This window comes from Pseudomonas sp. LjRoot71 (assembly GCF_964253255.1).
In the GTDB taxonomy this organism is placed as follows: Bacteria; Pseudomonadota; Gammaproteobacteria; order Pseudomonadales; family Pseudomonadaceae; genus Aquipseudomonas.
Window position 1 is genome coordinate 2,584,062 of sequence record NZ_CAXURA020000001.1, and the last position, 19,639, is coordinate 2,603,700.

Here is a 19,639-nt window from a genome sequence, read left to right on the forward strand (position 1 = left end):
TCCAGTCCTTGTAGGAGCGGCCCGTGGCCGCGAATCGCGGGCATGGCCCGCTCCTACAGAAATAGCGACCAGGCGACATGCCCATTTAATTTCCAGCCAGAGGAACCCCGATGAGCCACTCCGCTTTCACCGTTCGACAGGCCGCCGTGATAGGCGCGGGCACCATGGGTCGGGGTATCGTCATGAGCCTGGCCAACGCCGGGATTCAGGTGCTGTGGCTGGACAACAACCCGCAGATGCTCGAGCAGGCCATGAAGGTGGTGGCCGAGACCAATGCCCATAACCTCAAGCTGGGGCGGATCAGCGCCGAGCAGTCGGACGCGCGCCTGGCTTGCGTTACCCCGGTGGGCGACTACGCCGCGCTGGCCGATGCCGATCTGGTGATCGAAGCGGTGTACGAGAACCTCGAACTCAAGCAGCAGATCTTCCGCACGCTCGATGCCACCCTGAAGCCCGGCGCGATCCTCGCCAGCAACACCTCGGCGCTGGATATCGACGCGATTGCCGCCGTTACCAAACGCCCGGAGGACGTGCTCGGCCTGCACTTCTTCAGCCCGGCGCACATCATGAAGTTGCTGGAAATCGTGCGTGGCGCCAAGACTGCTCCGGCGGTACTGGACGCGGCACTTGCCCTGGGCCAACGCATTGGCAAGGTCAGCGTGGTGGCGGGTAACTGCGACGGTTTTATCGGCAACCGCATGCTGCACACCTATGTACGCGAAGCGCGCATGCTGCTGCTCGAAGGTGCCTACCCGCATCAGGTGGACGCTGCGTTGCAGGGCTTTGGTTTCGCTATGGGCCCGTTCCGCATGTATGACGTGGTCGGCATCGATCTGGAATGGCGCGCTCGTGAACTGGCCGGTAAGGGCCAGGATGACCCGGCTGTGCAGGTGGATAATCGCCTGTGTGGCCTCGGCCGCTTTGGCCAGAAGGTGCGCATGGGTTACTACCGCTACGCCGAAGGCAGCCGCCAGGCCGAGCACGACCCTGAAGTGGATGCGCTGGTGCTGCAGGTATCCGAGCAGCTGGGCTTCACGCGCCGCGACATCGACCCGTCGGAGATTCTTGAGCGCTGCCTGCTGGCGCAGGTCAACGAGGGCGCGAAAATCCTCGAAGAGAACATCGCCGCCAACAGCCACGACATCGATCTGGTCTACCTCAATGGCTACGGTTTTCCGACCGACAAGGGTGGGCCGATGAGCTGGGCGGACAGCCAGGGTGTGGCGGCGATTTATGACCGTTTGAAAGCGTTGCAGGCGGCGTTCGGCGAGCACTGGCTGCCGGCGCGCCTGATTGAAAAACTAGCCAGCAGCGGTCAGCGCTTTGCCGATGTGCAGGAGGGCCGGGTATGAGTTATCAGGCCCCGCTGCGCGATATGCGCTTTGTGCTGCACGAACTGTTCGATATCAGTAGCCACTGCGAGCTGCTCGGCAACGGCCTTGATCGCGAGCTGATTGACGGCGTGCTGGAGGAGGGCGGGCGTTACGCCGCCGAGGTGGTGGCGCCGCTTAACCGCAACAGCGACGAGCAAGGTTGCCAGCTGAGCAAAGGCCTGGTGCGCACCCCGGATGGCTTTGCCGAGGCCTATCAGCAATACGTTGATAACGGCTGGGCGAGCATGACCGGGCCGAGCGCGTACGGCGGTCAGGCGCTGCCGCAGATGCTCGCGTGCAACTTCCACGAGATGCTGATGGGCGCTTCGCTGTCATTCCGCGTGTATTCCGGGCTGACCGAAGGCGCGGTGCTGGCGCTGTACAAGCACGGCAGCGAAACCCTGAAAGCCACCTACCTGCACAAACTGGTCAGTGGCCAATGGGCCGGCACTATGTGCCTCACCGAACCGCAGGCCGGCACCGACTTGGCCCTGCTGCGCACCAAGGCCGAGCCGCAGGCGGATGGCAGCTTCAAGGTCAGCGGCAGCAAGATCTTTATCAGCGGCGGCGAACAGGACCTCTCGGAAAACATCATTCACCTGGTGCTCGCGCGCCTGCCGGATGCGCCGGCCGGGGTGAAGGGTATTAGCCTGCTGCTGGTGCCGAAATTTATCGCTGCAGCTGACGGCACGCCGGGCGAGCGCAACGCGCTGTCCTGCGGGGCCATCGAGCACAAGATGGGCATCAAGGGTGCCTCCACCTGCGTGATGAACTTCGACGGCGCCACCGGCTGGCTGATCGGTGAAGCCAACCAGGGCCTGGCCTGCATGTTCACCATGATGAACGATGCGCGCTTTCAGGTCGGTTTGCAGGGCTTGGGCATTGGCGAAGCGGCCTTCCAGGGCGCGCTGCGTTATGCCCGCGAGCGCCTGCAGTCGCGTGCCCTGAGTGGGCCGGCGGAGCCGGGCAAGGCGGCCGATCCGATCATTGTTCACCCCGATGTGCGGCGCATGCTGCTGACGCAGAAGAGTCTGGTCGAAGGCAGCCGCATGCTCGCCGTCTACTGCGCGCGTCAGCTTGACCTTGAACACGGCCATCCTGATGTTGCCCAGCGCAAAGCCGCCGGCAAACGCGCGGCGCTGTTGATCCCGATCATCAAAGCCTTCTTTACCGATATGGGCCAGGAAGTCGCCAGCCATGCCGTGCAGGTGTACGGCGGGCATGGCTTTATCCGCGAATGGGGCATTGAGCAACTGATGCGCGACAGCCGCATTACCCAGTTGTATGAAGGCACCAACGGCATTCAGGCGCTGGACTATATCCGCCGCAAGGTGCTCGGTGACGGCGGTGCCGAACTGTCGGCGTTGCAGGCCGAATTCAGCGAGTTGTGTGATGCCCAGGTTGGGCGTCCAGCCCTAGCGGCGCTGGCTAAAACGGTGCAGGCGCGCCTGGGTGAGTGGCGCGAGCTGAGCAGCAAGGTGATTGCTGCCAGTCAGCGCGATGTGCAGGAGATCGGTGCGGTGTCGGTGGATTTCCTCCAGTATTCAGCCTATGTGCTGCTGGCCGGTTTCTGGCTGCAAGCGGCGGCACGGGCGCAGGATGCACTGGAGGCCGGGAGTGGCGACGCTGCGTTCTACCAAGCCAAATTGCAGTCTGCCGATTTCTACCTGCGCCGGGTATTGCCACGGGCCAGTGCCCATCGCGAGTCCCTGCTGGGCGGTGCCGAGTGCTTGATGGTCATGGATGAGGCGAGTTTCGCGTTTTAACCGCGAATCTCTGTAGGAGCCAGCTTGCTGGCGATGCTTTTGATCTGCCGGGATCGCCAGCAAGCTGGCTCCTACATGAACGTTACATAACAACAAGAGGATCACCCCATGCTGCCCTTTAGCTTTGCCACCACGGCGCAGATTCTCTGCGAAACCGGCGCGTCTCGGCGTCTGGCCGAGTTGTGCCGCGAGCGCGGCGCGCAGCGGGTACTGATCGTCACCGATCCGGGCATCAGCAAGCTCGGCCTGCTGGCGGATGTGCTGCCGGGCTTTGCCCGCGCCGAGCTGACCGTCGAGGTGTTCGATCAGGTGGTGGCCGACCCGCCCGAGGCCATTCTGCTGGCAGCGGTTGAACAGGCCCGTGCGCTCAAGGCGCAGCTGATCATTGGTTTTGGTGGCGGCAGTTCGATGGACGTGGCCAAGCTGGTGGCGCTGCTGGCGCATCCCGAGTGCAGCCAGGCGTTGGCGCAGATGTATGGCGTTGGCAATGCCCGCGGGCAGCGCCTGCCGCTGATTCTGGTGCCGACCACCGCCGGCACCGGCTCGGAAGTCACGCAGATTTCCATCATCACCACCGGCGCCACCACCAAGATGGGCGTGGTCTCGCCGCTGCTGCTGCCGGACCTGGCCCTGCTGGATGCCGAGCTGACCCTCGGCTTGCCGCCGGCGGTGACTGCCGCCACCGGAATCGACGCCATGGTGCATGCCATTGAGGCCTACACCAGTGTGTTGAAAAAGAACCCGCTGTCCGACCTGCTGGCCCGCGAAGCGCTGCGCCTGTTGGCGGCCAATCTGGATGAAGTGGTGCATAATGGCGGCAACCGCGAGGCGCGTCAGGCCATGTTGCTGGGTTCCTGCCTGGCGGGTCAGGCGTTTGCCAACGCGCCCTGCGCAGCGGTGCATGCACTGGCCTATCCACTGGGCGGGCATTTCCACATTCCCCATGGGCTGTCCAACGCCCTGGTGCTGCCACATGTGCTTGCTTTCAACGCCAGTGTCGCCGCGCCGCTGTATGCCGAGCTGGCACCGCTGGTACTGGGCGAGCGCTTGCAGGCTGGCAGTGCTGCGCAGCAGACCGAGCAGTTTATCGCGGCTCTGGCCGACTTCAGCGTGCGCAGCGGCCTGCCGACGCGTTTGCGCGATGCCGGCGTACCACAGGACATGCTGCCGACCATGGCCCGTGATGCCATGTTGCAGCAGCGCCTGTTGGTGAATAACCCGCGTGAAGTGAACGAAGCCCAGGCCCTGGCCATTTACCAAGTCGCCTATTGACCTGTTTCGCGGCTAAAGCCCCTCCCACGGTACAGCGCATGCTCGTGGGAGGGGCTTTAGCCGCGATGCTTGCCGCGATTCTCGCCCATTACAAGGATTACCGATGAGCCAACCCCAGCACCTGCGCGGCGATTACCGGCACTTTCAGCCGATTACCACGCGCTGGCATGACAACGATGTCTACGGTCACGTCAACAACGTCACCTACTACAGCTTCTTCGACAGCGCGGTGAACACCTACCTGATCGAAGTCGGCGGCCTGGATATCCATAACGGCAGTGTGGTGGGCTTTGTGGTCAGCTCCAGCTGCGATTACTTCGCCTCTATCGCCTTCCCCGAGCGCATCGAGATCGGCCTGCGCGTCGGCAATCTGGGCAACAGTTCGGTGCAGTACGAGCTGGCGGTTTTCAAGGCGGGTGAAGACGAGGCCTGCGCCGCCGGGCGCTTTGTGCATGTCTTCGTCGACCGCAGCAGCAACCGCCCGGTAAGCATTCCCGAGCACCTGCGGGCGGCGTTGACGGTGCTGTTGGTAGAGCCTGCTGTGTAGGCGGCCTTGAGTGGCGAGTCGTCCGGCTCTCCCACATAAACAAAAAAGCCGCTGTCAGGCGGCTTTTTGTTGTCAGCATTCGGCACTTAGCGGTGTTTGTGCTTTTTATGCTTCTTGTGTTTTTTGCCGTGGTAATGGCCGCGATCACGTTCGCTGCCGCCGGCGTATTCATTGGCCAGCGCGCCACCGGCCGCGCCGCCTAGGCCGGCGCCGATGGTTGAACCGGTGCTGCCGCCGACCTTATTACCGAGTACCGAGCCACCGGCTGCGCCCAGGCCACCGCCCAATGCGGCTTCGGTCTTGTTGCCGTCGCGGGCGGTAATCACCCCGCCAGCCGCACCCCCTAAGCCTGCGCCAATTGCCGCGCCGGTGCTGCCGCCCACCTGTTGACCAATCACATTGCCCAGGGCGCCACCAATACCGCCGCCGATGGCGACCTTGCCGGTATCGCCGGCCACGGCAAAGGGTGAAGCCAGAGCGCTGAATAGCAGCGCAGAACATAATGTACGCATACGGCAGACCTTCTCGACTAAATGGGTGTGCGGAGCTAGGCCTTTGTTTCTAAAGGATGATTTGTCCGCGCACAGTCTTAGAGGGCGTTTTGCTGAAAAATTCCCTGCCGCTGGTCGCCGGTGTGATCCTTGCCACAGATTCGCTCAAAGAATGCGCGCAGCGGCCTGATGAGCTTGCAGGCGAATCGCCACGTACTTCGAGGTCGGGGTAAAGCTACCCGTGCCGAAACTCTGCAACGGCACCAGCGGGTTGGCCTCCGGGTAGTAGGCCGCCGCCTGGCCGGCGGGAATATCGAAGGCCAGCAGGGTAAAGCCCTCGACCTTGCGCTCGATACCGTCATCCCAGATGGACTGGATATCGACCCGCTGCCCCGGCTGAAAGCCCAGGCGCAGGATGTCCGCTTCATTGACGAACAGCACCTGACGCTGGCCTTTGACCCCACGGTAGCGGTCATCCAGGCCATAAATGGTGGTGTTGTACTGATCGTGGGAGCGCAGCGTTTGCAGGATCAAGTCCGGTGTTTGCCCGCTGCTGCGCACTTGCGCTGGCAGCAGGTCGGCGGGCAGCGGGTTGGCCTTGAAGTTCGCCTTGTTGCTGGTGGTGAGCCAGCGCCGCTCTGCCGCTGCGTTGCCCAGGTAGAAGCCGCCGGGATGTTGCAGACGCTGGTTGAAGTCACTGAAACCGGGGATGGTATCGGCAATCAGCTCGCGGATACGGCTGTAGTCGGCAATCAGCGCGTCCCAGTTTACTGGATGATTACCCAGCGTGGCCTTGGCGATACCGGCAATGATCGCCGGCTCCGAGCGCATCTGTGGCGACAGCGGCTGGAGTTGGCCATAGGACGCGTGGATCATGCTGAACGAATCTTCCACGGTGACCGCCTGCGGACCGCCGGCCTGGTGGTCTATGTCGGTACGCCCCAGGCACGGCAGGATCAGTGCATCACGTCCGGTGGTCAGATGGCTGCGGTTGAGCTTGGTGCTGATCTGCACGGTCAGCGCGCAGCGGCTGAGTGCGGTATGGCTGCGCGGGCTGTCCGGGGTGGCTTGGGCGAAGTTGCCGCCCAGCCCGATAAACACCTTGGCCTGACCCTCGAGCATGGCGTTGATCGCCTCAACGGTATTGTGGCCCTGGGCGCGCGGCACCTGGAAGTTGAAGCGCTGCTCCAGCGCATCGAGAAAGGCCGCTGGCGGGCGCTCATTGATGCCCATGGTGCGGTCGCCCTGCACGTTGCTGTGGCCGCGCACCGGGCACAGGCCGGCGCCGGGACGGCCGAGGTTGCCGCGCAGCAGCTGCAGGTTGACGATCTCCTGAATGGTCGCCACCGAGTTGTGGTGCTGGGTGATACCCATGGCCCAGCAGATGATCACCCGCTCGGCGCGGCGGTAGAGCAGGGCGGCATGTTGCAGCTCGTCCAGGCTCAGGCCGGATTGCTCGACCAGCGACTCCCAACTGCTAGCATCCAGCAGCGCTAGATAGTCATCCACGCCATGGGTGTGTTCAGCGATAAAGGCCAGGTCGAAGACTGCCGGCTCGCCCTGGGCCAGCGCTTCGCGGTGCCACTGCAGCAGGAACTTGGCGATGCCGCGCAGGGCGGCCATATCACCGCCCAACGCCGGGCGGAAAAATGCGGTGTTGAGCGGCGCGGAGCCGTTGCTGAGCATTTCCAGCGCATGTTGCGGGTGCTGAAAACGCTCCAGTCCGCGCTCCTTCAACGGGTTGAAGCACACCACCTGCGCCCCGCGTTTGACCGCCTCGCGCAGCGGTTCGAGCATGCGCGGGTGGTTGGTGCCGGGGTTCTGCCCAAGCACGAAAATCGCATCGCTGTGCTCGAAGTCAGCGAAGGTCACGCTGCCCTTGCCGACGCCCACGCTCTGCCCGAGGGCCACTCCGCTGGCTTCGTGGCACATGTTCGAGCAGTCGGGAAAGTTGTTGCTGCCAAAGGCGCGGACGAACAGTTGATACAAATAGGCGGCTTCATTGCTGGCGCGGCCGGAGGTGTAGAACTCTGCCTGGTTGGGGCTTTCCAGTGCCTTGAGATGCTCGGCGATCAGGGCAAAGGCTGCGTCCCAACTGATAGGCTGGTAGCGGTCGCTGGCGGCGTCATAGCGCATCGGCTCCGTCAGACGGCCCTGGTATTCGAGCCAGTAATCGCTTTGCTCGCGCAACTGGCTGACGCTGTAGCGGGTAAAGAAGGCAGCATCTACACGACGCTTGGTGGCCTCCCAGTTGACCGCCTTGGCCCCGTTCTCGCAAAACTTGATGTGGCCGTCTTCTGGCGAATCACCCCAGGCGCAGCCGGGGCAGTCGAAGCCGCCGTGCTGGTTGGTTTTGAGCAGGGCACGCAGGTTCTTGAACGGTTGCTTACTGTCCAGCCAGAAGTGCGTCACGCTGCGCAGCGCCCCCCAACCGGCGGCTGCGCCCTTGTACGGTTGATAGCGTGGATTGATCGGTTGCAGGCTCATGGCTGAGCGACTCCGGGCGCGGCCGGGCTGTACACCCGTGGCGCGCTGTGCTGGGGCAGGTGGATCAGATTGAGGTTGTGCTGGCGCGCCCACTGCACGCTGAGGGTGGTGGGCGCAGACAGGCTGACCAGGGTGCCGATGCCCGCGCGCAACGCCTTGTGGATCAGCTCCAGGCTGCAGCGACTGGTGACCACGGCAAAGCCCTGGCGCAGGTCTTCACCTTCGCGGTGCAGGGCGCCGAGCAGCTTGTCGAGGGCGTTATGCCGGCCGATATCCTCGCGGCATAGGCGGATCTGGCCCTGGCCGTCGACATACAGCGCGGCGTGTACCGCGCCGCTATGGCGGGCCAGGGTCTGTTCGGCCTGAATACGCTGGCGCAAGCCCTGCAGATGGGCCGCTGCCGGCAGCGGGCTAAACGTCAGGCTGGGCAATTGCGGCAAGGCCTGTTCCAGCGCTTCGACCCCGCACAGACCGCATCCGCTGTTGCCGGCCAGGGTGCGGCGCTGCTGCTTGAGGGTCCAGAAGGCGCGGTTGCTGACCTGCACCTCGGCGCTGATGGCGCTGTCGTGCTGCTGCAGGCGGATATCGTAGATCTCATCGAAGCTGTCGATCAGGCCGGCGCTGAGGCTGAAGCCGTAGATAAAGTCCTCAAGGTCGCTGGGCGAGACCATCATCACGCTATGGCTGATGCCGTTGTAGCTGATCGCCAGGGCCGTCTCGCTGGCCAGCGCGGCTGTGCCGTCCTGCTGGCTCTCTGCCAGTCCGACATAGTGGTAGGTGGGCGCAGACAACAAGGCCGGCGCGCTGAGTGGCAGGCGGGTGGGCGCGTGGCGTGGCATGGGCAAGACATCCCGGCGACGAGGTGATTGCGCCAGCCTAGGCTGCTGCGTCGGGTGCGTCTAATCGCTGTTGCTGATCTTGTGATCGACGCTGTCTATCAAGACTTCACGTCTGGGCCTTTTAGCCCGCATCAGCGGCTAACAGCTTGTGCGCTTCGGCAAAGCAGGCTTCGGCCAGGGCCGAGCGCGGGGCGCTGCGGCGCAGGATCAGGCCCAGGGGGGCGAGGGTGTGTGCGTCTTCGATGGGCGTCAGCGCCAGGTGTTCGGTGAAATCGGCCAGGCCGCCGTTAAGCGGCATGATCGCGCAGCACAACCCGGCACTGACCGCTTGCAGCAGTTGATGCACGGCATCGGTTTCCAGCCGTGGGTTGGGCGTCAGGCCGCGGGAGCGGAAGCTGTGGTCGATGGATTGGCGAAAATGCATGCCCGCTGAGAGCAGCCCCAGCGGCAGGTCGATCAGGCTTTCCCAGCGCAGCGCCGGGCGGGTGAACTGGAAATGCCGGCGGTCATACAGCAGGCCCATGCGGGTTTCGGCCAACTCCAGACTGTCGAAGTGTTCAGGGTTGAGGCGGTCGAGGTAGGACAGGCCTAGGTCGAGCTGATTACGCCCGAGGCGTTCGAGAATTTCCTCGCTGCTCAGGGCGAACAGCTGAAAGCGCAGCCCGGGATGCTGCTCGGCAAAGAATTGCACCAGGCGCATCGGATCAAATCCGGCCAGCGGTACCACGCCCAGGCGCAGGGTGCCGACCAGTTGCCCGCGACAGGCAGCGGCTTCGGCATACAGACCGTCGTGGGCGGCCATCAGGCTGCGCGCCCAGGCCAGAATACGCTCACCTTCGGCGCTGAAGCCCTCAAAGCGCTGACCACGGCGCACCAGCTCCAGACCCAGCTCGTCTTCCAGTTGGCGCAGGCGCATCGACAGGGTTGGCTGGGTGATATGACAGCGCGCGGCGGCCTGGCCGAAGTGGCGGGTTTCATCCAGGGCGATGAGGAATTTCAGCTGTTTGATATCCACGATGTGTCCTTAAAACCCTGGGTTGCGCCGATTCTAGCAGGCCGTTGCCGGCGGCTAGGTGCGGAATACGGCCTAGGGCGCTGCCTGCAGCGACAGTGGCGCACGTGGCACCTTTGTGATGGAACTGGGTCTAGACTTCTGGCTCCGGGCTTCGTGCCTGGCCACTTTCCAAGGAATCAAGAGGAAGCGTTTATGAGTCTGTTTGCCTTTGTCAAAGAAGCCGGAACCAAACTCTGGGAGTCGCTGGTCGGTCAGGAGGCCCAGGCGGCCGAGTCGCTGGCGGCGCACGTCGCCAAGGTGGGCTTGGGAAACCCGGCTATTCAGATCAGCGTCGAGGGCGAGAAGGTCATTGCCCGTGGCGAGGTGGCCAGTCAGGAAGAGAAGGAGAAAATCCTGCTGGCGTTGGGCAACGTCGCCGGCGTCGCCGAAGTGGAAGACCATATCAGCGTGACCACGCCGGCCCCGGCGGCGCGCTTTGTCACGGTGAAGAAGGGCGACACCCTGAGCGCGATTGCCAAGGCCGAATACGGCAACGCCAATGCCTATCCGAAAATCTTTGAAGCCAACAGGCCGATGCTCAGCCACCCGGACAAGATCTACCCGGGCCAGGTGCTGCGCATTCCCGAATAAGTGATACCTGTGGGAGGCGCTTCAGCGGCGATAGTCGCGGCTAAAGCCCTCCCACACATCATCAGGTTTGGCGGGTATCTGTCCCGGATTGCATCCGGGCTACAAGCCTTGCAGCAACTCCCGGTAATCCTCCACGGCGGCAAACTCTTCGGTGTCCTTCGGCCCCGCCTGGCTATCGGGCTGGCGCACGGCGAGCAGGTGGCCGACGCCAAAACGTCCGGCACTGCGCAGAATCGGCAGGCTGTCATCGATAAACAAACTGCGTGCCGGCGTGAAGCTGATGTCCTGCTGCAGGGCGTGCCAGAACTGCTGGTCTTCCTTAGGGAAGCCATAGTCGTGGGAGCTGATCAGCCGGTCGAAGTAGGGCGCCAGTTCGATGCGTTCCAGCTTTAGCGACAGCGAATCGCGGTGTGCATTGGTAATCAGTACCACCTGCTTGCCGGCTGCACGCAGGGCCTGAATAAAGGTATCGGCATCCGGGCGCAGGGCGATCAGGTGCGCCACTTCACGCTTGAGGTCGCGGATCGACAGGTTCAGCTCGCGGCTCCAGAAGTCCGTGCAGTACCAGTTGAGCGTGCCGGCGTGCTCACGGAACAGCGGCAGCAGCTCGGCCTCTGCCAGCGCGCGGCTGACGCCATGCAGCTCGGCATAGCGCTGCGGCAGGTGCTGCAACCAGAAGTGGTTGTCGAAGTGCAGGTCGAGCAGGGTGCCGTCCATATCCAGCAGGACGGTGTCGATGGCGTTCCAGATCAGTGACGGCATGCGGGTTCTTTCGTTTACGCTGCGGAGGCTGTCGCGATTTTCGTCATGGGCGTCGTCATCGCGCAATCTCCGGCAGGGACAATGGGAAAAGGCACGGTATGATAACCCGCTACTTCACTTCACTCTCGATACATCCGGGCATTGCTGCACGCGCCAACGCGTGGCCGCCACACAGTCCGACAGGCCTGTAACAACCCGTCAAGGAGCCGCCCCATGCGTCAGAAGCCCACTGTCCTCGCTCGCGAAATCGTCGCCAGCAGCCGCCTGTTCCGCGTTGAGGAGCTGCAGCTGCGTTTCAGCAACGGCGTGGAGCGCACCTACGAGCGACTGGTGGGCAAGGGATCCGGCTATGGCGCGGTGATGGTGGTGGCGATGGTCGATGACGAGCACGCGCTGCTGATTGAGGAATACTGCGGCGGCACCGATGATTACCAGCTGTCACTGCCCAAGGGCCTGATCGAGCCGGGTGAGGACGTGTTGGTGGCGGCCAACCGTGAGTTGAAAGAAGAAGCCGGTTTTGGTGCGCGCCAGCTTGAGCTGCTGGCCGAGTTGAGCCTCTCACCGGGTTATATGAGTCAGAAGATTCAGGTGGTACTGGCTTCGGATCTCTACGAAGAGCGCCTGCCGGGCGATGAGCCGGAGCCGATGCGCGTCGACCAGACCAGCCTGCGCGAGCTGTCGAGCCTGATCCAGCACCCGCAATTTACCGAAGGTCGCGCCTTGGCTGCGCTGTACCTGGCGCGCGATGTACTGACTCAGCGAGGGATCTTTAAACCATGAGCCATCCGCTGATTCCCGCCGTGATTGAGTTGGTACGTCAGGCCGGCGCGGCGATCCTGCCGTACTGGCGCGCCGATGTGACGGTCAACGAAAAGGCCGATGCCTCGCCAGTCACTGCTGCCGATCTGGCGGCGCACCATATTCTTAATGACGGTCTGCTGGCCTTGGCGGCTGACATCCCGGTGCTCTCTGAGGAAGCTGCGGATATTGCCCTGAGCACCCGTGCGCAGTGGCAGCGCTGGTGGCTGGTCGACCCACTGGATGGCACCAAGGAATTTATCGCCGGCAGCGAGGAATTCACCGTCAACGTCGCATTGATCGAGCAAGGCCGCGTGGTGTTTGGCGTGGTGGGCATTCCGGCTACCGGCCAGTGCTATTACGGCGGTGCGGGTCTCGGCGCCTGGCGTGCCGATGCAGCGGGCAAGGCTGAGTCGATCAGCGTGCGTCTGGCTCCGTCGGAGGCCTTTACCCTGGTGGCCAGCAAGCGTCACTCCAGTCCGGCGCAAGAAGCGTTACTGGCCGGGTTGGGCGAGCGCTTTGGGGAGCTGCAACTGGCCAATGTCGGCAGCTCGCTAAAGTTCTGCCTGCTCGCCGAAGGCAACGCCGATTGCTATCCGCGTTTGGCGCCGACCTCGCAGTGGGACACCGCAGCGGCGCAGGGCGTACTGGAGGGCGCGGGCGGCGAAGTGCTGACGCTCAAGGGCGAAGTGCTGACCTATGAGGCGCGTGAGTCGCTGCTGAATCCGTACTTTCTGGCGCTTCCGGCTGCCGCCGCTTGGCGCGCCGAGTTGATTCAGTTGGCCCGCGCGCTGGATTAAACGCTCTGCTTGGATGATGGGTATCGCTGCGCTCAACCCATCCTACGTTGCTCACAATCTGTAGGAGCGGCCCATGGCCGCGATGGGCCTTATCGCGGGCATGGCCCGCTCCTACAGTTAGCGTTCCGGCTTGGCTCAGTCGAGCATATCGCCGTAGCGTTCGTCCTTCTTGAACAGCAGTGGCTGGGCGAAGCCCGGCACTTTGATCTGCTCGGCGCTGATCTCGATCTGCTTATCGTCGATCAGGTCGTTACCGAAGTTGTAGATAATCCCCAAATCCCCCAGCAGCGCCTGCGCGTCGTAGGCCTGAGCGGCTTGGCGCGTGGCTTCGCGGCGCTGCAGGTAGGCAGCAAAGGCCGCTTCGCCATGGCGCTTGCGCAGCATGCGTTCGGCCACATGCGGCGCCAGCAGCAGGGCGCTGGCATTGTTGCCGCCAAAGCCCTTGGAGTTGATTACGCACAGATCCAGCTGCTCGGGTGCGCGTGAACGATCCTGGATGGCGAAGCTTAGGTGCTGCTGGTGCACGTCGTCGGCCACGGCGTCGATGGTCTTGATGCCAGGGATGATGCCGTACTTGAAGCTGCCCAGGGCGGAGATCACCTGATCACCACTGGCAGTGGCCAGGGAGTGGCCAACAAAGGCTTTCACTGCGGTGACCGGCCACTGCTTGATGGCGAAGGCGCCGGCGATGCGGTCGAGGATTTCTGATTCGGTCACCCGGTTGGCCGGGGTGCTGGAACCGTGGGCATGCACAAAGCTGCGCTCACGCACTGCGTCGATGCCCAGCAGTTGCACGGCGCTGGCCACGGCCTTGGCCATGGTCAGGTAGTTGCCGGGGCCAGGGGCGGAGATGGACTTCTTGAAACCGTCGGCGTTGATAAACACATCCGGCACCGCGCCATGGATATCTGCGCCCAGTTCCAGGGCCAGTTCATCATCCATCAGCACCACGAACTGGCAGGCTTCGGCCAGGGTAAAACCGCAGTTCTCGCCAAACGGGCGGCTGGCGCGGCGGAAGTCGACCGAGTCCTTGCCTTCGATCTGGCGCAGGCCATCTTCGGTGGCCAGCGCGCCCATGGCACCGTAGCCCTCGATGCATTCCTGATTGATCGGTGCTTCGCTGTTGCCGACGATGGCCACCCGCGCTTTGCCCGAACTGATCAGCTCGATGCCTTTCTGCAGGTTATAAAGGAAGGTGGCGCAGGCGCCGGTGACGCTGCCGGTGGTGCCGACACTGCCCAGTACATAGGCGTTGATAAAGTCCGCCGGCATGGTGTTCAGGCCCAGGGCCAGCTGCTTGGCGGTGACGCGTCCGCCTTTCAGGCGCGACTGCATCAGGCCGCCGAAACCGTTTTCATCCAGCTGGCTCATGATGCTGCCAGCGAACACCGCGACTTCGTCCGGCGCCACGTGCTGCATGATGGTCTGCCACTCGATGCCGGTGGCGCGCAGCGCATCGGTGACGCCGACGATGGTCATGGCCAGGCCGCGCGGGTGGAAGCGCGCGTTGTACAGCGCGCTCGGCTCGAAGCCTGTGGGCAGCTGACCAGCGGACTTCACCGGCAGGGCGCGGTAGCTGTCGACCTTGAATTCGCAGTTGTCGTGCAGGGTCACCAGCACTTCGCTGGCGTTCAGCTCATCCACCGTCCAGTCGCTCGGCAACGGCTCGGGCAGGTGCTTGCGCAGGGTGATAAAGCTCAGCGGCTGACCGGCGGTGGCGCTGATATCGATGGTTTTCTGCCAGTGCGCGGCGTCGACATCCAGGTGCTGCTTTTCGATGCGGCGTACCAGAGTCGAAGCGAGAATCTGCTCGGCGAAGCGGCTGTCGATCTCGGCCAGGCTCAGGGCATTGCCGGCGTCATCCTGATAAGTGCCATCCACCACCTTGACCAGTTTCATCATCACCGCCAGACCGGCAAGGGTCTGCTGGCGCGCTGGGGTGTCCATCGATTCGATCACGGTGCGGCGGAAACCATGGTGGAAGGAGCTGCGCCCGGCCGCGTTATAGCCACCAAAACCAACGATCACAGGTAAGCGTGAGGTCACTCGATCACTCCTTCAAAAGATAACGCCGGACAAACTGAGGTGAGGCTGTGGCGGTTTGTCATGCTGCCGGAACGCTCTAGAACGGGCAGTGCACCGTGGGTGAGCGGCCAGCATGGCTATTTGGATGCCTATGCTGACGTGATTGCTGACTTGCGAGTCACGGTTTCGACCAAGGTCGCGCAGCGTTAAAACCCCAGCACTGTTATGGTCTTTCCAGCCTTTGATCAGCTGGAGAACAACAATGCACAGCGTCAATCCCTACGAGTACGGCATGCCGCGCGATGCGGCGAATTTTCAGGCGCTCAGCCCGCTGAGTTTTCTCGAACGCGCCGCCAGCGTCTATCCGCAGCGCCTGGCGCTGATCAATGGCAGCCTGCGTCAGACCTGGGGCGAAACCTACAGTCGCGCTATCCGCTTGGCTTCGGCGTTGGCCCAGCGCGGTATTGGCCTGGGCGACACGGTGGCGGTGATTGCGCCCAATGGCCCGGCGATGTTTGAGGCGCACTTCGGCGTGCCGATGTGCGGCGCGGTGCTGAATGCCATCAATACCCGCCTGGATGCCGAGGCCATCGCTTTTATCCTGCAACACGGTGAAGCCAAGGTGCTGCTGGTAGACAAGGAGTTCGGCGAACTGGCCCAGCGCGTGGTCGGCCACTTGCCACAGCCGCCATTGGTGATCGGCATCGATGACCCGGAATATGCCGAGGGCCTGTTGATCGGTCAGCTGGAGTACGAGGCGCTGCTGGCCGAGGGTGATACGGACTACGCCTGGCAGTTGCCGACGGACGAGTGGCAGGCGATTGCCCTGAACTACACCTCCGGCACCACCGGCAACCCCAAAGGCGTGGTTTATCACCACCGCGGCGCACACCTGAATGCGCTGTCCAACGCCATGTGCTGGGACATGAGCCGCTTCCCGGTGTACCTGTGGACGCTGCCGATGTTCCACTGCAACGGCTGGTGCTTCCCCTGGGCGCTGGCCGCCTATGTCGGGGTTAACGTGTGCCTGCGCCATGTGCGCGCCGAGGCCATATACCCGGCGATTGCCGAGCATGGCGTCGACCATTTCTGCGGTGCGCCGATTGTCCTGAATATGCTGGCCAATGCTGCCGATGACTTAAAGGCGCTGAAGACCCGCCCGGTTAAGGTGCTGACCGCCGGTGCTGCGCCGCCCGCCGCCGTGATCGAAGCTATGGAGGCGCTGGAGTTTCGCGTCACGCACGTCTACGGCCTGACCGAAACCTACGGCCCCAGCGTGGCCTGCGAGTGGAAAAGTGAGTGGGACAGTGAGACGCCTGAGCAACGCGCGCGCCTGAAGTCCCGCCAGGGCGTGCGTGCCCCCTTGCTCGACGGCCTGATGGTGGCCGACCCAGACACCCTGCAGCCCGTACCGAAAGACGGCCAGACCATTGGCGAGATCATGATGCGCGGCAATGTGGTGATGAAGGGCTACCTGAAAAATCCGTCAGCCACTGCCGAGGCCTTTGCCGGCGGCTGGTTTCACTCCGGCGACCTGGCGGTGTGGCATGCCGACGGTTATGTGGAGATCAAGGATCGCAGCAAGGACATCATCATCTCCGGCGGCGAGAACATCTCTTCCATCGAGGTGGAGGACGTGCTGTATCGCCATCCGCTGATTCTGGAAGCTGCTGTGGTGGCCATGGCGCATGCCAAATGGGGCGAAACACCCTGCGCCTTTGTCACCCTCAAAGCGGGTGCCGAGCTGACAGCCGAGGAAGTAATCGCCTTTTGTCAGCAGCACATGGCGCGCTTCAAGGTGCCGGGCTGCGTGGTGTTCACTAACCTGCCAAAAACCAGCACCGGTAAGGTGCAGAAGTTCGTTCTGCGTGAGCAGGCCAAGCAGTTGGCCGCGCAGCAGGCGGTGGCTTAAGGAAGATTGAAGGCACTTGTTACAGGTTTAAATGCATAGCGAGTTGAGAACCTAAATGCCATTCACTACTATTTGGCACCTTAACTCGTCTATACCAAGAGGCATTACACCATGCAGGTAAGCAAAGGCTTGTTCGCCGCACTCTCCCTCACTGCGCTCGCCAGCACTGCGCAGGCCGCCGATGAAGTGGTGGTGTATTCCTCGCGTATCGACGAGCTGATCAAGCCGGTGTTCGATGCCTACACCGCGAAAACCGGGGTCAAGGTCAAGTTCATTACCGACAAGGAAGCGCCGCTGATCGCCCGCCTGAAAGCCGAAGGGGCCAACACCCCGGCTGACCTGCTGATCACTGTTGACGCCGGCAACCTCTGGCAAGCCGAGCAGGAAGGTGTACTGCAGCCCACCAAGTCCGAGCTGATCAACGCCAATATCCCCGCTCAGTATCGCTCCAGCACTGACAGCTGGACTGGCCTGTCGCTGCGCGCACGGACCATCTTCTACTCCACCGAGCGGGTCAAACCGAGCGAGCTGAGCACCTATGAAGCCCTGGCCGACAAAAACTGGGAAGGCCGCCTGTGCCTGCGTACCAGCAAGAAGGTCTACAACCAGTCGTTGACCGCCACCCTGATCGAAACCCATGGTGCGGCCAAGACCGAAGAAATCATCAAGGGTTGGGTCAACAACCTGGCCACCGACGTGTTCGCCGATGACACCGCGCTGCTGCAGGCCATCGACGCCGGTCAGTGCGACGTTGGCATCACCAACACCTACTACTACGGCCGCCTGCACCAGCAGCAGCCGGATCTGAAAGTGAAGCCGTACTGGCCGAACCAGAACGACCGTGGCGTGCACGTCAACCTGGCGGGTGCCGGTGTGACCAAGTACGCGCCAAACGCTGAAGCCGCCCGCAAGCTGCTGGAGTGGATGACCACCGAAGAAGCGCAGACCATCTTCGCCGGCGTTAACCAGGAGTTCCCGGCCAACCCGGCCGTCGCACCGTCCAAGGAAGTCGCCGCGTGGGGCACCTTCAAGGCTGACTCGATCGCCACCGAAGTGGCTGGCAAGCGTCAGGCTGAAGCCACCATGTTGATGGATCGCGCTGGCTGGAACTAAGCCAGGGCTAAGCCGGCAGGTGGAAAAGCCGTCACGGTTTTCCACCCTGCAACGCGCTGGCTTTATACTGCCGACGCCCCGCACTTGCGGGGCGTTGTCTTTTCCGCTGTAGAGGACTCTGCGTGGCCCATCCTGCCCAGCGCCGCTGGTACCCCATCGCCTTTGCCGTTGCCTTGCTGGTGCTGCTGCCGCTGAGCGTGCTGATGTTTAGCTGGCACGAGGTCGACCAGCAGATCTGGGCGCACCTGTGGCAAACCCAGTTGCCGCGTCTGCTCGGCAATACCCTGGTGTTGGTCCTCGGCGTTGGCGTGGGTGTGACGCTGCTTGGCGTCAGCCTGGCCTGGCTCACCAGCCTCTGTGAGTTCCCCGGCAGGCGCTGGCTGGACTGGGCGCTGATGCTGCCATTTGCCATTCCCGCCTATGTGCTGGCGTTCGTGTTTGTCGGCCTGCTGGATTTCGCCGGCCCGCTGCAGACGCTGCTGCGCGAGTGGTTCGGCAGTGACGTGCGCTTTCCTCGGGTGCGTTCCACCGGCGGGGTGATCATCGTGCTGGTGCTGGTGTTCTACCCCTACGTCTACCTGCTCGCGCGCAATGCCTTTCTGGCCCAGGGCAAGGGGTTGATGGAAGCGGCGCGGGTGCTTGGTCTGAGCCCCTGGCGGGCGTTCTGGCGCGTAGCCCTGCCAATGGCGCGCCCGGCGATTGGCGCCGGCCTGGCCCTGGCGATCATGGAAACCCTGGCGGATTTCGGCGCGGTCTCGGTGTTCAACTTCGACACCTTCACCACGGCCATCTACAAGACCTGGTACAGCTTTTACAGCCTGACCAGTGCCACGCAACTGGCCAGCCTACTGCTGCTGGCGGTGATGTTGGTGCTCTACGGCGAACGCCGCGCCCGCGGTGCGGTGCGTCCGGTGAATGAGCGGCCGCGCGGCAAGGCGCTGTATCACCTCAAGGGCGGCAAGGCGCTGGCTGCCAGTGCCTGGTGCGGTTTGGTATTCGCCTGCGGCTTTGTTATCCCGGTGCTGCAGCTGATTGTCTGGTTCTGGCAGCGCGGCCGTTTCGATCTGGATGAACGCTACAGCGCCTTGATCCTGCACACCTTGTATCTGGGCGCGATGGCTGCGCTGATCACCGTCAGTGTGGCCCTGCTGCTGGCGTTCTCTCGACGTTTAACCCCGACCCGTTTGATGCGCGGCACTGTCGGCGTGGCCAACCTCGGCTATGCCTTGCCGGGTTCGATGCTGGCGGTGGCGATTATGCTGGCCTTCAGTTATCTGGACCGTGAGCTGGTGATTCCGCTGTCCAGCTGGCTAGGCGGTGCGGGCAAGCCGATTCTGCTCGGCAGCCTGTCGGCGCTGTTGCTGGCCTATATGATCCGCTTTATGGCGGTGGCCTACGGGCCGCTGGAAAACAGCCTGGCGCGCATTCGCCCGTCCTTGCCGGAAGCGTCGCGCAGCCTCGGTGTTGGCGGCGTCGGGCTGTTCTTCAAGGTCTATCTGCCCCTACTGGTGCCGGGTGCGCTGTCGGCGGCGCTGCTGGTGTTCGTCGATGTGCTCAAGGAAATGCCCGCCACCCTGCTGATGCGCCCCTTCGGCTGGGACACGCTGTCGGTGCGGGTGTTTGAAATGACCAGTGAAGGCGAGTGGGCGCGCGCTGCGCTGCCGGCCCTGACGCTGGTACTGGTCGGTCTGCTGCCGGTGATTTTGCTGATCCGCCGTTCGGCGCGCCGTCACGGTTAGCCAAACGGGCCTGCGCGACAGGCTGCCACGTTGGGATGACCGCCCCCGGTGTTGCGGCTACAATGCGCGC

Annotated in this window: 16 protein-coding genes; 10 read left to right on the forward strand and 6 right to left on the reverse strand. The window is 63.2% G+C overall.

Going from position 1 to position 19,639, the window contains the following annotated elements; translation table 11 throughout:
* Window positions 1-110: 110 nt before the first annotated feature.
* The 4 genes from ACSQ17_RS12250 to ACSQ17_RS12265 all read left to right on the forward strand — a co-directional run bounded on the left by ACSQ17_RS12250 (window position 111) and on the right by ACSQ17_RS12265 (window position 4,958).
* Window positions 111-1,352: a 3-hydroxyacyl-CoA dehydrogenase NAD-binding domain-containing protein gene (locus ACSQ17_RS12250; RefSeq protein ID WP_436068866.1), complete on the forward strand. Its 1,242-nt coding sequence runs from the start codon at window positions 111-113 to the stop codon at window positions 1,350-1,352.
* Window positions 1,349-3,139, forward strand: a complete 1,791-nt coding sequence (locus ACSQ17_RS12255; RefSeq protein ID WP_436068868.1) for an acyl-CoA dehydrogenase C-terminal domain-containing protein — start codon at window positions 1,349-1,351, stop codon at window positions 3,137-3,139. Before ACSQ17_RS12250 ends, ACSQ17_RS12255 begins: the two co-directional genes overlap by 4 nt.
* 108 nt (window positions 3,140-3,247) lie before the next feature.
* Complete coding sequence (locus tag ACSQ17_RS12260) at window positions 3,248-4,411, forward strand: iron-containing alcohol dehydrogenase (protein ID WP_436068870.1); 1,164 nt, start codon at window positions 3,248-3,250, stop codon at window positions 4,409-4,411.
* A gap of 103 nt (window positions 4,412-4,514) precedes the next feature.
* The gene (locus ACSQ17_RS12265; RefSeq protein ID WP_436068872.1) at window positions 4,515-4,958 is read left to right on the forward strand and encodes an acyl-CoA thioesterase; all 444 of its coding nucleotides are present in this window, start codon (window positions 4,515-4,517) and stop codon (window positions 4,956-4,958) included.
* Between the two features lie 86 nt (window positions 4,959-5,044).
* Here ACSQ17_RS12265 and ACSQ17_RS12270 read toward each other — a convergent pair whose 3' ends face one another.
* The 4 genes from ACSQ17_RS12270 to ACSQ17_RS12285 all read right to left on the reverse strand — a co-directional run bounded on the left by ACSQ17_RS12270 (window position 5,045) and on the right by ACSQ17_RS12285 (window position 9,790).
* Complete coding sequence (locus ACSQ17_RS12270) at window positions 5,045-5,470, reverse strand: hypothetical protein (RefSeq protein ID WP_436068874.1); 426 nt, start codon at window positions 5,468-5,470, stop codon at window positions 5,045-5,047.
* 144 nt (window positions 5,471-5,614) lie between these two features.
* Window positions 5,615-7,936, reverse strand: coding sequence for an FdhF/YdeP family oxidoreductase (locus tag ACSQ17_RS12275; protein WP_436068876.1), 2,322 nt, complete (start codon window positions 7,934-7,936; stop codon window positions 5,615-5,617).
* Window positions 7,933-8,775 (reverse strand): formate dehydrogenase accessory sulfurtransferase FdhD, encoded by an 843-nt coding sequence (gene fdhD / locus ACSQ17_RS12280; RefSeq protein ID WP_436068878.1) that lies wholly within the window; start codon window positions 8,773-8,775, stop codon window positions 7,933-7,935. The genes ACSQ17_RS12275 and fdhD overlap by 4 nt, the downstream gene beginning before the upstream one ends.
* 121 nt (window positions 8,776-8,896) lie before the next feature.
* A complete protein-coding gene (locus ACSQ17_RS12285; RefSeq protein WP_436068880.1) occupies window positions 8,897-9,790 on the reverse strand; it encodes a LysR family transcriptional regulator in 894 nt (297 codons plus the stop codon).
* A 192-nt stretch (window positions 9,791-9,982) separates the two neighbouring features.
* On the opposite strand from ACSQ17_RS12285, the gene lysM reads away from it, so the two are divergent.
* Entirely contained in the window at window positions 9,983-10,420 is a 438-nt protein-coding gene (lysM, locus tag ACSQ17_RS12290; RefSeq protein ID WP_436068882.1) for a peptidoglycan-binding protein LysM, read from the forward strand.
* Between the two features lie 99 nt (window positions 10,421-10,519).
* On the opposite strand, the gene yrfG is transcribed toward lysM, so the two are convergent.
* Complete coding sequence (yrfG, locus tag ACSQ17_RS12295; RefSeq protein WP_436068884.1) at window positions 10,520-11,182, reverse strand: GMP/IMP nucleotidase; 663 nt, start codon at window positions 11,180-11,182, stop codon at window positions 10,520-10,522.
* A 213-nt stretch (window positions 11,183-11,395) separates the two neighbouring features.
* Here yrfG and nudE point away from each other — a divergent pair, with 213 nt between their 5' ends.
* Both nudE and cysQ read left to right on the forward strand, forming a co-directional pair.
* Window positions 11,396-11,962, forward strand: coding sequence for an ADP compounds hydrolase NudE (gene nudE, locus ACSQ17_RS12300; protein ID WP_436068886.1), 567 nt, complete (start codon window positions 11,396-11,398; stop codon window positions 11,960-11,962).
* The gene (gene cysQ, locus ACSQ17_RS12305; protein ID WP_436068888.1) at window positions 11,959-12,780 is read left to right on the forward strand and encodes a 3'(2'),5'-bisphosphate nucleotidase CysQ; all 822 of its coding nucleotides are present in this window, start codon (window positions 11,959-11,961) and stop codon (window positions 12,778-12,780) included. The genes nudE and cysQ overlap by 4 nt, the downstream gene beginning before the upstream one ends.
* Before the next feature lie 135 nt (window positions 12,781-12,915).
* Here the strand turns inward: cysQ and ACSQ17_RS12310 are convergent, their stop codons facing one another.
* A complete protein-coding gene (locus ACSQ17_RS12310) occupies window positions 12,916-14,826 on the reverse strand; it encodes a beta-ketoacyl synthase (RefSeq protein ID WP_436068890.1) in 1,911 nt (636 codons plus the stop codon).
* Between the two features lie 241 nt (window positions 14,827-15,067).
* On the opposite strand from ACSQ17_RS12310, the gene ACSQ17_RS12315 reads away from it, so the two are divergent.
* The 3 genes from ACSQ17_RS12315 to ACSQ17_RS12325 all read left to right on the forward strand — a co-directional run bounded on the left by ACSQ17_RS12315 (window position 15,068) and on the right by ACSQ17_RS12325 (window position 19,569).
* A complete protein-coding gene (locus ACSQ17_RS12315) occupies window positions 15,068-16,717 on the forward strand; it encodes an acyl-CoA synthetase (RefSeq protein WP_436068892.1) in 1,650 nt (549 codons plus the stop codon).
* 111 nt (window positions 16,718-16,828) lie between these two features.
* Window positions 16,829-17,830: an extracellular solute-binding protein gene (locus ACSQ17_RS12320; RefSeq protein ID WP_339732089.1), complete on the forward strand. Its 1,002-nt coding sequence runs from the start codon at window positions 16,829-16,831 to the stop codon at window positions 17,828-17,830.
* A gap of 122 nt (window positions 17,831-17,952) precedes the next feature.
* Window positions 17,953-19,569 carry an ABC transporter permease gene (locus ACSQ17_RS12325; RefSeq protein ID WP_090250321.1) on the forward strand — a complete coding sequence of 539 codons (1,617 nt, stop codon included), beginning with the start codon at window positions 17,953-17,955 and terminating at the stop codon, window positions 19,567-19,569.
* Window positions 19,570-19,639 lie beyond the last annotated feature (70 nt).

What these genes read in the sequence shown, in the direction of transcription:
- ACSQ17_RS12260 (WP_436068870.1), top strand. Translation starts at nt 3,248, where the DNA reads ATGCTGCCCTTTAGCTTTGCCACCACGGCGCAGATTCTCTGCGAAACC.
- cysQ (WP_436068888.1), top strand. Translation starts at nt 11,959, where the DNA reads ATGAGCCATCCGCTGATTCCCGCCGTGATTGAGTTGGTACGTCAGGCC.
- ACSQ17_RS12315 (WP_436068892.1), top strand. Translation starts at nt 15,068, where the DNA reads ATGCACAGCGTCAATCCCTACGAGTACGGCATGCCGCGCGATGCGGCG.
- ACSQ17_RS12270 (WP_436068874.1), bottom strand. Translation starts at nt 5,470, where the DNA reads ATGCGTACATTATGTTCTGCGCTGCTATTCAGCGCTCTGGCTTCACCC.
- nudE (WP_436068886.1), top strand. Translation starts at nt 11,396, where the DNA reads ATGCGTCAGAAGCCCACTGTCCTCGCTCGCGAAATCGTCGCCAGCAGC.
- yrfG (WP_436068884.1), bottom strand. Translation starts at nt 11,182, where the DNA reads ATGCCGTCACTGATCTGGAACGCCATCGACACCGTCCTGCTGGATATG.
- lysM (WP_436068882.1), top strand. Translation starts at nt 9,983, where the DNA reads ATGAGTCTGTTTGCCTTTGTCAAAGAAGCCGGAACCAAACTCTGGGAG.
- ACSQ17_RS12320 (WP_339732089.1), top strand. Translation starts at nt 16,829, where the DNA reads ATGCAGGTAAGCAAAGGCTTGTTCGCCGCACTCTCCCTCACTGCGCTC.
- ACSQ17_RS12250 (WP_436068866.1), top strand. Translation starts at nt 111, where the DNA reads ATGAGCCACTCCGCTTTCACCGTTCGACAGGCCGCCGTGATAGGCGCG.
- fdhD (WP_436068878.1), bottom strand. Translation starts at nt 8,775, where the DNA reads ATGCCACGCCACGCGCCCACCCGCCTGCCACTCAGCGCGCCGGCCTTG.
- ACSQ17_RS12265 (WP_436068872.1), top strand. Translation starts at nt 4,515, where the DNA reads ATGAGCCAACCCCAGCACCTGCGCGGCGATTACCGGCACTTTCAGCCG.
- ACSQ17_RS12275 (WP_436068876.1), bottom strand. Translation starts at nt 7,936, where the DNA reads ATGAGCCTGCAACCGATCAATCCACGCTATCAACCGTACAAGGGCGCA.
- ACSQ17_RS12255 (WP_436068868.1), top strand. Translation starts at nt 1,349, where the DNA reads ATGAGTTATCAGGCCCCGCTGCGCGATATGCGCTTTGTGCTGCACGAA.